The 14,920-nt window shown below is 45.3% G+C and carries 12 protein-coding genes and 1 pseudogene; 3 read left to right on the top strand and 10 right to left on the bottom strand.

Annotation, left to right across the window (positions count from 1 at the left end):
• Positions 1 to 19: 19 nt before the first annotated feature.
• Positions 20 to 919 carry a LysR family transcriptional regulator gene (locus tag R7Z41_RS08885; protein WP_005375112.1) on the bottom strand — a complete coding sequence of 300 codons (900 nt, stop codon included), beginning with the start codon at positions 917 to 919 and terminating at the stop codon, positions 20 to 22.
• 162 nt (positions 920 to 1,081) lie between these two features.
• On the opposite strand from R7Z41_RS08885, the gene R7Z41_RS08880 reads away from it, so the two are divergent.
• Together R7Z41_RS08880 and lldD are read left to right on the top strand one after the other, a co-directional pair.
• Positions 1,082 to 2,773: an L-lactate permease gene (locus R7Z41_RS08880; protein WP_005375111.1), complete on the top strand. Its 1,692-nt coding sequence runs from the start codon at positions 1,082 to 1,084 to the stop codon at positions 2,771 to 2,773.
• Between the two features lie 314 nt (positions 2,774 to 3,087).
• Positions 3,088 to 4,227, top strand: coding sequence for an FMN-dependent L-lactate dehydrogenase LldD (lldD, locus tag R7Z41_RS08875; RefSeq protein WP_225477330.1), 1,140 nt, complete (start codon positions 3,088 to 3,090; stop codon positions 4,225 to 4,227).
• 90 nt (positions 4,228 to 4,317) lie between these two features.
• On the opposite strand, the gene R7Z41_RS08870 is transcribed toward lldD, so the two are convergent.
• The gene (locus R7Z41_RS08870; RefSeq protein ID WP_005375109.1) at positions 4,318 to 4,665 is read right to left on the bottom strand and encodes a helix-turn-helix domain-containing protein; all 348 of its coding nucleotides are present in this window, start codon (positions 4,663 to 4,665) and stop codon (positions 4,318 to 4,320) included.
• 301 nt (positions 4,666 to 4,966) lie between these two features.
• On the opposite strand from R7Z41_RS08870, the gene R7Z41_RS08865 reads away from it, so the two are divergent.
• Entirely contained in the window at positions 4,967 to 6,070 is a 1,104-nt protein-coding gene (locus tag R7Z41_RS08865) for a mechanosensitive ion channel family protein (protein ID WP_005375107.1), read from the top strand.
• Between the two features lie 72 nt (positions 6,071 to 6,142).
• On the opposite strand, the gene R7Z41_RS08860 is transcribed toward R7Z41_RS08865, so the two are convergent.
• The 8 genes and pseudogenes from R7Z41_RS08860 to R7Z41_RS08825 form a co-directional block, all read right to left on the bottom strand.
• Positions 6,143 to 6,862, bottom strand: a complete 720-nt coding sequence (locus R7Z41_RS08860) for a carbonic anhydrase (RefSeq protein WP_158156056.1) — start codon at positions 6,860 to 6,862, stop codon at positions 6,143 to 6,145.
• A gap of 141 nt (positions 6,863 to 7,003) precedes the next feature.
• The gene (locus R7Z41_RS08855; protein ID WP_225477328.1) at positions 7,004 to 7,918 is read right to left on the bottom strand and encodes a spore coat U domain-containing protein; all 915 of its coding nucleotides are present in this window, start codon (positions 7,916 to 7,918) and stop codon (positions 7,004 to 7,006) included.
• Positions 7,919 to 7,968: 50 nt separating this feature from the next.
• Positions 7,969 to 10,377: pseudogene (locus tag R7Z41_RS08850) on the bottom strand (fimbria/pilus outer membrane usher protein).
• Between the two features lie 17 nt (positions 10,378 to 10,394).
• On the bottom strand, positions 10,395 to 11,150 hold the full coding sequence (locus R7Z41_RS08845; protein ID WP_025768578.1) for a molecular chaperone: 756 nt from the start codon (positions 11,148 to 11,150) through the stop codon (positions 10,395 to 10,397).
• Positions 11,151 to 11,170: 20 nt separating this feature from the next.
• Positions 11,171 to 11,668: a spore coat U domain-containing protein gene (locus R7Z41_RS08840; RefSeq protein ID WP_005383978.1), complete on the bottom strand. Its 498-nt coding sequence runs from the start codon at positions 11,666 to 11,668 to the stop codon at positions 11,171 to 11,173.
• Positions 11,669 to 11,707: 39 nt separating this feature from the next.
• A complete protein-coding gene (locus tag R7Z41_RS08835) occupies positions 11,708 to 12,253 on the bottom strand; it encodes a spore coat U domain-containing protein (protein WP_021035866.1) in 546 nt (181 codons plus the stop codon).
• A gap of 389 nt (positions 12,254 to 12,642) precedes the next feature.
• The gene (gene tdh / locus R7Z41_RS08830; protein WP_005383983.1) at positions 12,643 to 13,674 is read right to left on the bottom strand and encodes an L-threonine 3-dehydrogenase; all 1,032 of its coding nucleotides are present in this window, start codon (positions 13,672 to 13,674) and stop codon (positions 12,643 to 12,645) included.
• A gap of 44 nt (positions 13,675 to 13,718) precedes the next feature.
• Positions 13,719 to 14,912, bottom strand: a complete 1,194-nt coding sequence (locus R7Z41_RS08825) for a glycine C-acetyltransferase (protein WP_005375095.1) — start codon at positions 14,910 to 14,912, stop codon at positions 13,719 to 13,721.
• Positions 14,913 to 14,920 lie beyond the last annotated feature (8 nt).

Below are 14,920 nucleotides of genomic sequence, written 5' to 3'. Positions count from 1 at the left end.
TTTTAAATCTATGAAGAACCTAGAAATAATGAGATATCGTTAAGTACCGGTCACGAATGTGCTCAATAAGCAGCTTCACTTTGTTCGGTGGTTGACGAGTAAACGGATACACCGCGTAGATACCCAACTTTTTACCTACTAGTTCAGGAAAAATATCCACCAGTTGGCCATTGCGAATATCATGATACACCAAGCATCGCGGGACGTAAGCTATACCATGGCCGCCCAGAGCGGCTTTACGTAATGCGGTCGCGTTATCAGTAGAAAAGCAGCCCGATACTTTGACGATGTAATTGCCATCTTCTCCTTTAAACTCCCAATCCGTTGCACCTGTGGTTTGGTAAGCGTATTGCAGACAATTGTGCGTGGTGAGATCAATCGGCTCGATCGGTTTCCCATTTTTAGCGATATATGAAGGGGACGCGCATACCACCCATTGGGAATCGAGAATATGTCGTGCGATCAAACTGGAGTCGGCTAGGTAGCCAGTTCGAATGACTAAATCGTAACCATCAGCCACTAAATCGACAAAGCGGTTATCCAATGACATGTCCACAGTCAGACCCGGATGAAGGTTACAAAACTCGGCAACCGCATCAGCAAGTATCAAATCTCCAGAGATACACGGCACGGACATTTTTATATGACCGCTCACATTCTCTCCAAAGCCTGCAACAGCATCCATAGCCTCCTGAGTGGCCTGCTTCACATTTTTAGCACTGTGGAGTAACACCTTACCTGCCTCAGTCAAGGTTAATTTGCGCGTTGTTCGATATAATAGCTGAGCCCCTATTTCTTCCTCCAACCTCGCCATTCTTTTGCTAACTACCGAATTTGTAAGGTTATTTGCCTCTGCAACCTTGCTAAAGCTGCCAAGTTCGATTACTTGAGAAAATAGAATTAAGTCGTCTGCTCTCATACCATTATGTCACTTTTGGAATTAATTATTTTCATTATTTCCCTATATCAACAAAAAATAAAGGAGTAAATTCACGCCAAATTAACAAAACCATTACAACAAAAAGTCACCTCTACAGCGGATTGACACCGTTCGAGAAGTCAGCGTACGAAGGATGTACAAATGAGTGAAACCCTACTTGCCCTAGTGGCATTTTCGCCAATTGTTGTTGCCGCCATCTTATTGGTTGGTCTCAACTGGCCTGCTAAAAAAGCCATGCCTGTTGCGTTCGGTCTAACCGTCGCTATCGCACTTATGTTTTGGGATATGTCAGCCAATCGCGTACTGGCCTCCGTATTCCAAGGACTCGGCATTACTGTCTCTGTTCTATGGATCGTGTTTGGTGCCATCTTCTTGCTCAACACTTTAAAACACACTGGAGCGATCACCACAATCCGTAATGGATTTACCGATATTTCGGCTGACCGCCGTGTACAAGCCATCATCATTGCTTGGTGCTTTGGCTCGTTCATTGAAGGCGCATCTGGGTTCGGTACCCCGGCAGCAATCGCTGCACCACTACTGGTTGCAATCGGCTTTCCTGCGCTAGCCGCTGTCCTTATGGGCATGATGATTCAGTCAACGCCTGTTTCATTCGGCGCGGTAGGCACGCCTATCATCGTAGGTGTAAACAAAGGTTTAGACACCCATAACATCAGTGAGTCGTTGGCCGCACAAGGTGCAACGTGGGAAATGTACCTGCAAGATATCACAGCGCACGTTGCTGTCATTCACGCAGTCGTAGGTACGATGATCCCAGTATTAATGGCGATGATGTTAACACGTTTCTTCGGCAAGAACAGAAGCTGGAGTGAAGGTCTGGATATTCTACCATTTGCACTATTCGCTGGTGTCTCTTTCACCGTTCCATACGCGTTAACCGGTGTTTTCTTAGGTGCAGAGTTCCCTTCACTTATCGGTGGTTTGGTTGGTCTGTCTATCGTTGTTACCGCAGCGAAAAAAGGCTTCTTAGTACCAAAGACTAAGTGGGATTTCGAAAGCGAAGACAAGTGGCCTGCAGAGTGGTTAGGCTCGCTAAAAGTCGATCTAAACGACAATCCGGGCAAGCCAATGAGCATCGTAAAAGCTTGGGTTCCATATGTAATGCTGGCAGTTATTCTCGTCGCAAGCCGCGTAAGCCCTGAGCTGAAAGGCTTTGTACAAAGCGTAAGTTTGTCGTTCAGCAACATTCTTGGTGAGACTGGCGTTAGCGCTGCGATTCAGCCGTTATACCTTCCTGGAGGCATTCTGGTGTTTGTCGCACTACTTGCTGCAATGTTACAAAGCGGTAGTGTAAAGCCATTGCGTGAAGCGTTTGGCGAGTCAAGCAAAACACTGATTGGGGCGGGTTTTGTCTTGGTATTTACCATTCCGATGGTTCGTATCTTTATCAACTCAGGCATCAACGGTGCTGACCTAGCAAGTATGCCCGTCACAACCGCAAACTTCGCCTCTGACCTTGTTGGTTCTGCGTTCCCAGCGCTGAGTGCCACCGTTGGTGCACTGGGTGCGTTCATCGCTGGCTCAAACACGGTATCAAATATGATGTTCAGCCAGTTCCAATTCGAAGTGGCACAAACGTTGTCTATTTCGAGTGTGATTGTTGTATCACTCCAGGCCGTCGGTGCTGCCGCAGGTAACATGATTGCGATTCACAACGTTGTTGCCGCATCAGCCACGGTAGGTTTGCTTGGTCGAGAAGGCGCAACATTGCGTAAGACGATTATCCCTACGTTCTACTACATTGTAATGACAGGCATTATTGGATTGGTGCTGATTTATGGCTTCCAAATGACAGATGTCTTAATGAAGTAACGCGAAACGCAGGGTTTGCAGCCCTGCCTAATTTGACACAGCTGTCTGCACTACTACCCCGACATGTTGATTTAGCTTGCTACATCAATTCCCCCGACAGCTGTGTCACTCTTTCCAGTTTGCATAACTGATTGAGTGATTTAAAAAATTTTTCAACCAATTATGTAAATGGGTTACCAACATCACCGGTTCAAACGTAAGTGAACCATAGGTAACTATACTCATTTTGATGTCTTCACTGCTTTGCGATGAAGGCTCAACGAAAGAGCAAATTGCTCCACAACTTTGCTTAGAATAACCGCTAGGACACCATTATGATTATCTCAGCTTCTACTGACTACCGCGCTGCCGCGAAAGCCAAGCTTCCCCCGTTTCTATTCCATTATATTGATGGCGGCTCTTACGACGAACGCACGCTGAAGCGTAATACTGACGATTTAGGTGATGTCGCTCTTCGCCAACGCGTCCTACGCGATATGACAGATTTGAGCCTCGAAACCGAGATCTTCGGTGAGAAACTGGCAATGCCAATCGCGCTAGCTCCTGTTGGTCTAACTGGTATGTACGCGCGCCGAGGCGAGGTGCAAGCAGCAAAAGCAGCCGAGAAAAAAGGCATCCCATTTACTATGTCGACTGTTTCGGTTTGTCCGATTGAAGAAGTCGCACCTGCAATTGAACGACCAATGTGGTTCCAGCTTTACGTGCTTAAAGACCGTGGCTTTATGAAAAACGTACTTGAGCGTGCAAAAGCAGCAGGCGTAACAACGCTGGTGTTTACCGTTGATATGCCAGTTCCTGGCGCACGTTACCGTGACATGCACTCAGGTATGAGTGGCCCTAACGCGGCCATGCGTCGTGTACTCCAGGCGATGCGCCACCCAAGCTGGGCGCTGGATGTGGGTCTACTTGGTAAACCGCACGACTTAGGTAACATCTCAACTTATCGTGGCGAACCAACAAAGCTAGAAGATTACATCGGCTGGTTAGGCGCAAACTTCGACCCTTCTATCTCCTGGAAAGATCTTGAGTGGATTCGTGATTTTTGGGATGGTCCAATGGTTATCAAAGGCATTCTGGATGAAGAAGACGCGAAAGATGCGGTACGTTTCGGCGCAGATGGCATTGTGGTATCTAACCATGGTGGCCGTCAGTTAGATGGCGTACTTTCAAGTGCTAAAGCACTACCAAGCATTGCGGATGCGGTAAAAGGTGATCTTAAGATCTTCGTAGACTCTGGTATTCGTACTGGTCTTGATGTCGTTCGTATGCTCGCACTTGGTGCAGACTGTACGCTTCTTGGCCGTTCATTTGTGTACGCATTGGCAGCACAAGGCGGAGCAGGCGTTGAAAACCTACTGGATCTGTACGATAAAGAAATGCGTGTAGCAATGACGCTGACTGGCGCTAAGTCTATCGTGGATCTTTCACGCGATTCGCTAGTGAAAATCCCATAATCTTTGCAATCGAGCAAAACAGAAACGAAAAAACGAGCCAACAGTGGCTCGTTTTTTATTGCTCTTCAACCCGATAATTTGACGAGCAAGCTAGCTAACTTGGTGAACGTACTCGATCACAACTTGGTTTCCGTCGATAAACACGTTACTGATATCGCCATCCACCGTCACACGATTTTGTAAATAAACGGTACCAGATGCAGATAGATCACGCTCCGTCAAAGACGGAATCACCTGACCAGGACGTACATGTAGCTGCTCGCATAGCTGTTTTACAAAACCTAGCGTCAGTGGAGAATTACCACGTAACAAGCCAGAAAACTCGTGTAGACTCAAACCAAGGCGCTTCGCCATTTCCATTTGAGTGATGTGCATTTTGGCTTTTTGTGACATCCAGATGTCGTAGAGCGCGTTTCGATCCAGCTCTGTAAATTCCATATCTGCCTCCGCTAATTCAAGAGCCAATACACTCTCACACTTACTTAAGATAAATGTTAGCGATAAGTCAGAGAAGTTATAATTGATCGTCCAAATATCAACCCTCAATCATTGGTAGCGTACCTCTGAACATGCATGAGGCGGTCGCTCAACAGAACATTGAGGTGACTCTCTTGTCATCGGAAGGAAAAGTCCATCTCGGACGGTTTAGACATAAGTAAATGATTTAAAGGAAATCACTGGGGTGAAGGAGTAATATCTGCTACCTTTCCTTCCATGGTTCACTAGAAATAAGTTACATATGCCACAGTGGTTTACCGAATTACAAAGCTACATTGAAACGTCTCATCAAAATTGGAGTGGAAGCGTCCTTTTCATTACGCTCGCTAGCTTTATAGCTTGGATAGCTTGGCGGCTGATCCGCTCTCGCCTCGCTGCGCTCGTAGAGAAAACGCCCTTCCACTGGGATGACATGTTGCTTGATGCGCTAAAAGCGCCAGTCAGTACACTCATTTGGTGTTGGCCAGCAACCGTCTCTATCGGCATCATATTAGAGAGCGAGCTCAACGATAAAATAAACTGGTTAAGTACGCTGAAACTGATTTTAATCATCAGCATCTTCGTATGGACCGTTATGCGGCTCATTACCAATGTTGAAGAGCATGTTCTCGAACAAAAGAACCGAGATGAAACAACAGTACAAGCGATAGCTAAGGTCGCGCGCCTGTTCTTTATTACCGTCGGAATTCTAACCGTAATGCAGGCATTTGGTCTGTCACTATCGGGCCTACTTACCTTCGGTGGTGTTGGTGGTTTGATCGTCGGTTTAGCGGCGAAGGATTTGCTGTCTAACTTTTTTGGAGGTCTTATGATCTACTTCGATCGTCCATTTAAAGTTGGCGATTGGATCCGTTCTCCAGACCGACAAATAGAGGGGACGGTAGAACGCATTGGCTGGCGTATGACCATTATCCGAACTTTCGATAAGCGTCCACTGTATGTGCCAAACTCAGTGTTTAGCAGCATTGTCGTAGAAAACCCATCTCGCATGCTGAACCGACGTATCTACGAAAAAATTGGACTTCGTTACGACGATGCTGAAAAAATGCCGCAAATTATCACCGCGGTAAAAGAAATGCTGAAAAATCACAAAGACATTGATGCACGCCAAACACTTATCGTCAACTTCGATACATTCGGTCCATCATCATTGCACTTCTTTATCTATACCTTTACTAAAACCGTGAATTGGGTGAGATACCATGAGGTTAAGCAGGACATACTGCTTAAGGTAATCAACATCATTAAAGAACACGATGCAGATATCGCGTTCCCTACTCAGACGCTTAAGCTTGATCCTATACAAATGGTAAAAGCGGAAGAGCAAGAAGATCACGGCTTCTAGTTCTCACCAATACCCAAATAATCAAGCCCGCTGTGTTTAAGCGGGCTTTTTATTTTTCTTCGCATGAAGTGGTTATTGTTGCGTTAACACTATACGTGCATTCAGCGGTTGGATTGGGCGATTGTTTTTCCCCATTACTTCCGAAAAAGATTTTATCTGCTCAGGAGAAATAGTTTGTGCTTCTTTCATCACCAACCAACGCACACCTTCAGAGCATGGTGGTGTCGTTAGTGAGCCGTTAAAGCGGTAGTAGTCTTTATCACTTGGGATAAGGGCATCAGCATCAAATGGAACCTTGATGGTAACATCTTGATCTTTAGTTGGAATGTTAGCTAGCATCTTAGCTAGATCTGGGTTCGCGTCACCCAGTTTAAAGAACACCGCGACAACAGCTAGATGACCTACTTTGTCGGCATGCACAAAGTGTGCTTCTAGAGGGTATTCTTTACCGTCCACATGGTTTTCAGATGGCGTATGGAAGTGGAATTGTTTCAACGTAAACTCTTTACCATCAATGGTGAGTGTGTTTTTACCTTCTAAACCAGTCTGTAAAGTGTGACCGTTGTTCAGCAGTGAAATTGCCTTACCTTCGTAGTCGAAATTCAATTTTTCTAGCTTCGCTTCGGTCGCCGATTCAATGTTGATTGGGCTCTGGTTTTGACCTTTTGCGCACTCAGATGCAAACTCACCCCAATGAGCTGGCCCATGGTTTCCCTCGTAGCCCCAGCTTGCTGCATAAGCTGTTCCTGTAAATACCAGTGCCAAACCTAGTGTTGTTAGTGACTTCTTCATCATTTTCCTTATTTCTGAAAGTTAAATTCCGTGAGAATAAAGCCATACTAATCTCACAAAATTAAGCAGTGACAGAGTGAAAACTATGATTACAAAAGATTTTTGGAATAGAAGCCTCTAATGATGTAATTGACATGATGCTCAAAATTGAACGTCAACGATTATTGAATCGGTGTAAGTACCTGCAGGAGGGGTCGTTTGGCTGGTTAGTATCTGCGCGCGATAATTATAATTCTGTGGAGTGATACCATCCGGAATGGAGCCGCCAGTATCGACGTCACCGTGTTCACGACGTTCAGAACTGGTGCCTCCCCAGCGCTCCATCGTTGATGACTTATAGATTTCATACTCCAAATAGTGACCACTAGAAATCATTCGCCGCTGACCGCCGGACGCATTTAGGCCGTCATTCAAGCCAATGGAGAAGGAACTATTCTTGGTACAAGTTAACGATATAACCTGACTGACTGGTTCAAAACCGGCCACTAATGGGGACGAACCAAAATCAATATCTGGCGCTGTGATCATACAATCAGGGGTCACTTCCAACTCAACCGTAATCACGCTTTGAGCGCTGCCATTGGCGCGGCCAATGCATACCCCTAGAACCCCGATACCCTTACAGTAATCCCAAATCCAGGATACGGTGATTTGGTCTTTATAAGTCCCAGCGGAAAGATTACTACCCACTCCCGTCCGAGCATAGAGCGGAAACTCGGCTTGAGTGCCAAACAACCCGAGTAAATCGAGTAACCCGATTTCAAAAAAATTGTAAGTTTGGCCGAATACATACTCTTGTGAAAAACCTGGATCGCCAAAAATCTGATAGCTGAGCTCCGAACTCGAATCATCCTCATTTAATAGCAAACCATTATTTATACTGTTAAACGTTGCTGATACGTAGTCGCCACTTAACAAAGACACAAGTGTAGAAAAGTCACACGTAATCCCCGCATGAGGCTGAGCTGAGCTTTGCTGCTGAGAGCTTGAAACAGTAAACGAAGAAACACTGCCAAACAAGATTAAAGGTGCTGCCGCCGTGAGCTGACAAGCCATTGTCGAGCACGAGAAAAAGAGAAGTAGGCTAGCAAACCAGCTGCGCAAAATCATAGTGCGGTCTCTTCTTCGGCTTTGATACAAACCTGCTCAGGCAATGTTTGTATTTTTTGACTGTCACGCTGATACAACCCCTCAATAAACACTTTACATGGCGACTGTCCTTGAGGATAAAACTGAATATAGCGGCCTGGGTCAACGCCTTCAAAGTACGTAAAACCATCCCAACCAATTTGGCTTGTTAAGCCCGTTTCTGAGCGGCCATATGTACCAATCGGAAGGAACAAATGATTTTCGTCTACCACCGTCATGCTCAGTGCAATTTGTAGCTCTATTGGGAACTCTAACAGGTAGCCGTAGCCCGAATGTATCGAAGCAAACTGCTCTGTTGCAGAAAACGCAGCATTGGCAGGTAAATTAAGTGGATCGATTTCATATTTGGCGGTGTAATACGCCGTAGCCCAAGGAACAAGTAAGTAACCTTCATCATCTGTCACTCCGACAATTTGATTTTCATATTTAACCGGAATACCTTCAAAACCACTGGTGCTCACCACAGCGAAGCTGTCATACACTTCATTCGCTGGGAATATTTCTCCATCCAACGTAGAGACCGAACCTGCCATTTCCGCAAAATAATCATAGTCGCCACTGGTGCCATTTAACCCCGCTCTGAACTGCGCCCATGACGCACGGTAGGTCAAATCAGCCTGTTTACGGTTTTCTGGGTGTTCGTTAATATCATGCGCTAAATTGACGCCCCATCCACCTCGTATTGGCGCAAGGCGGCTGTAACCCACTCGCCCTCGCACATCGCCATCATCCTCTCTTTTCAGCGTTAGCCCCGAACTTCCCCCCAAAGAACTGAAAGGTAGAGAGAATTGCGCCAACGTAACACTCTGACCACCAATACTATGGTTGTAAGACAGGGACATATTGATATTAAAAGGCAGAGCGTAGCTATAAGTAAGATTTAGGGTACGTGAATCTGAGTCGGATTGTTGAATATCAAAGTACCCACCAGAAAGTGAGCCTCAATCTCCCAAACGGACTCCCATATTGATTTGTGATAGATGGCGCGACGCGAGTGAAGCGTCCTTGCCGTCATCGAGCATTTCGTAATTTGGTAAATGAGATAAGGTATAAAAGTCGGCTTGTTCTACTTGAGTTCGAGCAGCGAAGCTAAACCGCCGAGACTGATAACTATAACCTAGCGCATATGAGGTAGATTGATCCTGAAAATTACTCACACGAAACGAGGCATCCACCGTACCTAAATTGAAAGCATTGGTGACAAAGCCCAGCCCCGCAACGATCAGGTCATCTTTTGCTTCGGCTTGAGCTTCTAATGTTAACCAATCAGTCATGCCATGACGCAGAGCGGTAACCACGCCACCGTCTCCATAGTCGTTAGATGCATTACCGAAATTTTCTCTGATCGCACCAATACTCGCACTGTAAGATGTAAATCCGGTCTTGAGTAGATCGGAAGAGAGAAAAAATGGGCTGGTCATGACCGTTTGCTTACCTTGAGCATCCGTTGCAATTACCGTTGCTTCCCCAGCACCAGAGAGCATTGGAATATCGTTAATAATGAAAGGACCGGGCCCAACATTCATTGAGTCAGTTTTAAAGCCATTGATAAACAAATCTAACGTAGTGGGCGCTGTGACCTCACCGTAAAATGCAGGTAACGGCGTCGTCACGACATCCGGACGCATAGAGAAATCATGCGACAACTGAATACCCGCCAGTCTTACTGGTTGGCTCCAAGATAAAGGGCGAACAATATAGTCCCCTACCTCTATACGAATTCGCTTCTCTTGATTGACGTACTCGTAACTCGTATCAAAACGAGTGTACTGGCTGCTTTGCTGGGACTGAACATCGCGATGAAAGTTAGATTTAAATATCCCGGTAGTAGAAAAAACGCCAAACTCAGAAAAGGCTCTGACTTCATGATTTATAGAAACCTCCTTTTGTCGGCTTTCGTTCTCGTACACACCAAATACGTTGTAGTTAAGCAGGCCACCACGCCCAAACTGAGCCGGGGAAAATCGCCCCATATCCTGCGCTGATAAGCTCTGCATCGGTAACCAATTAGGCGGTACGTCAATTGCGAGTTGCAATGACGATTGCAAGTAACGCACGTTAACACCTGGGATAGACGTAACCTCAAGTCTCTCTTCGGTTCCAGGCAACGACGTGGCGGTAACCCCAACTGAAATGAGGTCCTCCCGGAGCAAAAAGAACTGATCGCCAACTCGCTCAACTTTCGCAACAAGCCCTGTTGCTCTTTGATTGATCACCAACTCCAGATTGAGGCTAATATTCTCAAACTTTTCTAATGAGAAATTTTCAGGACTCGGTAGCTCAGAGAAGTGGTTTGCTGAATTTGCACAAAGACCAATACTGCTCCACGTTACGCTAAGTAATACCAACCACAAGAAAGCATTCATTGTATTAAATCTATTCATTATTGCTTCAATGGTATTTGGTAACGTTTACCTCCAATATTCGCGCTCAAACTCAAGGGCCTGACATTACTATGGGGAATAGACCAAACCTTATACTGTTCAGGAAGAATATAGCCAGCTAGTCCATCGGAAATAACGACAGGATCTTTATTTGGTAGATTCAACTGTAAATTCACTAAGCGAACATGGTGTTTTCCTGAATTTTTAATGTGAACAAAACGCTGATTATTTTTCTTAATAAACTGTGCCTGTAAATCACCCCATAATTCACTGTCACGGTTTGGTTTTTGAGTATCAGTCAGCCCTTTCCCGTAAATAAACAAAGGTATCGAGTAACGCATTCGGACTTTGACAGCGAGTTCATTTTCCGTCAATTCTGTTTGAGGGTTTTGAGTTGGCGGTAATTCATCTATGATCACTCGGTATGCATACTCCTTACCCGCAGAGGCCTCATCTTGGTTGATGATGCGGATTAACTGCTTTTCACCTGGTTCAATTTTGACAAACGGAGGGGTTGCAATTAACTGGCTTTGACTTGAATAGCTATCTTCTCCTTCGTTTTGTTCCCACTTAAAAATTCTCACCTGTAAATAAGAATCAACACTGCCTTTATTTACCATCCAAAGTGATGTTGCATTACTCTCCTCTGATATTTTGGGGTAAATCGGCCAAATTAATAATGAGTTAGCGTTGGCATTTGAGAAAAAAACAAAAAGGAAGGTTATTAATAATAGTTTTTTGAGTATGAATTCCATTTCACCCCTCCAAAGTTCACTTACCACTCTAATGTCAGCGTAAGCGTATCCATATAAATTCCAGCCATTTCATTCCCATTTATTGTCGCCTTTGCCCAGATAGGAAACTGAATATTATCTGGGTCTTGGTCAGTATCGACGGAATATTGCGTGTCAATATCAAGCACCTGCGTATAATTTAGATCCTGAAACAAAAAGTAATCTACCGTTGTCGCTTCTTCACTGTGCTTTAGCTTACGTACACCATCCGATGCATTCATCCCGCCATTTACGGAAACATTCATCGTAATACCCGGAGTACAACTTAATGTGAGTGATGAACTGTAAGTGATGCTGCCTTGTACTTCCGTCACGTAAACTGAAGAATGCTCACCAAAATCTAACGTGCCTATTTGCCCGGCTTGGGTTGCGCTTTCTTCTTGTACTGCGCCGTTAATCAAACAACCTGTATCTACGGTGGCAGACACCTGAAAAGTTTGTGTCGCATCAGCCAGCACAGTTAAAGAACACAAACTCATCGCGACAAGTGAAAAGCCCCTAACAACCAGCGTCACGTTTTACCAGCTTAGCGTCACACTGATGGTATCGGAGTATGTACCGGCAATGCTGCTCGTACCGTAAGCTTTCGCAAAAAGCTCAATAGTTTGCGATGTTGCACTAGTAAATTCAGACAGAGCTACCGTCCCACCTTGTATAATTTGTGTGCTTCGGTCTGAGTCGGTAAACAACGTATAATCAATAAATTGCGCGCCATTTGACATCGCGTAGGTACCAACGGTCGCACTTGCATCATACAATCCGGTGCCCAATGTAAACGTCGGTGTCACACCATTACTACAAAGCACTTCAATACCCGTCGCACTACCACCATTTACCACACCATCTTGTTCACTGAAGATTGCAGGCACGTCTCCAAAGGCGAGTGAGCCAAAGCCAACGCCAGAAGCTGCATCTACCGCATTATTTCCATTAATCACACAACCTTGTACAAGGTTAATTGAAACATCAATCGTACCGCTCACTGACGCTCCATTCGCTTGCCAACTAAATGAGGTTAAGAGCAGAGGCATCATCAGATAAAATCTTTTCATATAAAGCTCCATTTTTACATTCCACTGTATATCGGTAACCTTTTTATTAGTTATAGCTCAATTATGACAAACCAAATGCATATAAAATGTAAAACAATAAAAAGAAGCAGGATAAGGATAAAGACGAACGGAAAATAAAAACATTAAACTTAAAAATGACGATTTTTAAGCATGTAATGCTAAAAAGTAACCACTAAAAACAAATGGTTATTATCTTATTCCAAATACAGAATTGACAATTAGTTAGAAGGTAGGGTGAAGTTGAGTGGAAAAAATCTAAAAAAAGTAGCAGAACGATACGAGAAGTTTAGAAAAGATTGGCGACCATTTCTTCCCGAAACAAAAATCTTCATGAAACAAAAATGCGCCCCAAAAAGGAGCGCATTTCTTACTTGAATAAGTTATTCCCAATCAAGAATAACTTTGCCTGACATACCGCTGCGCATTACATCGAAGCCTTCTTGGAAGTCATCAATCTTGTAGTGGTGCGTGATGATTGGCGATAGATCCAGACCAGATTGGATCAGTGAAGCCATCTTGTACCAAGTTTCGAACATTTCGCGACCGTAGATACCTTTGATCACCAAGCCTTTGAAGATAACTTGGTTCCAGTCGATACCCATGTCTGACGGTGGAATACCTAGTAGTGCAATGCGACCACCGTGGTTCATTGTGGTTAGCATTGAGTTGAATGCTGCTGGGTTACCAGACATTTCTAGACCAACGTCGAAGCCTTCTGTCATGCCTAGCTCAGCCATTACGTCTTCTAGCTTCTCTTCAGCCACGTTTACTGCGCGTGTTACACCCATCTTACGAGCAAGTTCTAGACGGTATTCGTTCACGTCTGTGATCACTACGTGGCGAGCACCAACGTGTTTAGCAACCGCTGCTGCCATGATACCGATTGGGCCAGCACCTGTGATAAGCACGTCTTCACCTACTAGGTCGAAAGAAAGTGCTGTGTGTACTGCGTTACCAAACGGGTCAAAGATAGACGCTAGATCGTCAGAGATGCCTTCAGGGATCTTGAACGCGTTGAACGCTGGGATAACTAGGTATTCTGCGAATGCACCTTCGCGGTTAACGCCCACACCAATCGTGTTACGGCATAGGTGAGTACGGCCGCCACGACAGTTACGACAATGACCACACGTGATGTGACCTTCGCCAGATACGCGGTCACCGATTTCAAAGCCACGAACTTCCTGACCAATCGCAACCACTTCACCCACGTATTCGTGACCAACAACCATAGGCACTGGAATTGTCTTTTGTGACCATTCGTCCCAGTTGTAGATGTGTACGTCTGTACCACAGATAGCGGTTTTCTTAATTTTGATCAGAATGTCGTTATGGCCAACTTCAGGTTTATCAACCTCAGTCATCCAGATGCCTTCTTCAGGCTTTAGCTTTGATAATGCTTTAATTTTCATAATGTAACCTTAATTAAAGGCCCTATTGTCTAAGGCCTAGAATCTTAAATAAGACCCATGTCCTTACCAACTTGGATGAACGCGTCGATTGCACGGTCTAGTTGCTCGCGAGAGTGCGCCGCAGACATTTGAGTACGGATACGTGCTTGACCTTTTGGTACTACAGGGAATGAGAAGCCGATTACGTAGATGCCTTTCTCCAGCGCACGCTCTGCAAATTCTGCTGCTACTTTTGCGTCGCCAAGCATGATTGGGATGATTGCGTGGTCAGCACCACCCATTGTGAAACCAGCGTCCTCCATACGAGTACGGAAGTGTGCTGCGTTTTCCCATAGACGATCACGTAGGTCACCGCTCTCTTCTAGTAGATCTAGAACGCGGATAGAAGCGCTTACGATTGCTGGTGCAACAGAGTTAGAGAATAGGTATGGACGAGAACGCTGACGTAGCCAGTCAATCACTTCCGCTTTACCAGATGTGTAACCGCCTGAAGCGCCGCCCATTGCTTTGCCTAGCGTACCAGTGATGATGTCTATACGGTCAACCACGTTGTGGTGCTCGTGCGTACCTGCACCTGTTTTGCCCATGAAGCCAACAGCGTGAGAGTCATCAACCATAGTCAACGCGCCGTACTTCTCTGCCAGGTCACAGATAGCCGGAAGGTTTGCTACTACGCCGTCCATTGAGAACACACCGTCCGTTACGATAAGAATGTGGCGAGCACCTGCTTCTTTCGCAGCGATCAGTTGTTGCTCTAGCTCTTCCATGTTGTTGTTTGAGTAGCGGAAACGCATTGCTTTACATAGACGAACACCGTCGATGATTGACGCGTGGTTTAAAGCGTCAGAGATGATTGCGTCTTCTTTGCCTAGAATAGTTTCAAATAGGCCCGCGTTTGCGTCGAAACATGATGTGTAAAGAATCGTATCTTCTTTACCTAGGAACTTAGAAAGCTTCTGCTCAAGCTCTTTGTGGATGTCTTGCGTACCACAGATAAAACGTACTGAAGCCATACCAAAGCCGTGCTCGTCCATGCCTGCTTTACCCGCTTCGATAAGTGCCGGGTGGTTAGCAAGACCAAGGTAGTTGTTCGCACAGAAGTTTAGTACTTCTTCACCAGTAGAGATTTTAACAGCCGCTTGCTGTTGAGACGTGATGACACGCTCTGATTTGTAAAGGCCTTCCGCCTTTACTTCTTCGATTTGCTGCTGAATCTGTTGGTAGAATGCAGAAGACATTTGAAATT

The sequence above is a fragment of the Vibrio sp. 1457 genome (genome assembly GCF_033340195.1).
Taxonomy (GTDB): Bacteria; Pseudomonadota; Gammaproteobacteria; order Enterobacterales; family Vibrionaceae; genus Vibrio; species Vibrio alginolyticus.
The sequence above is the reverse complement of the archived record's forward strand: the minus strand, read 5'-3'. Positions and strand labels throughout refer to the sequence as shown.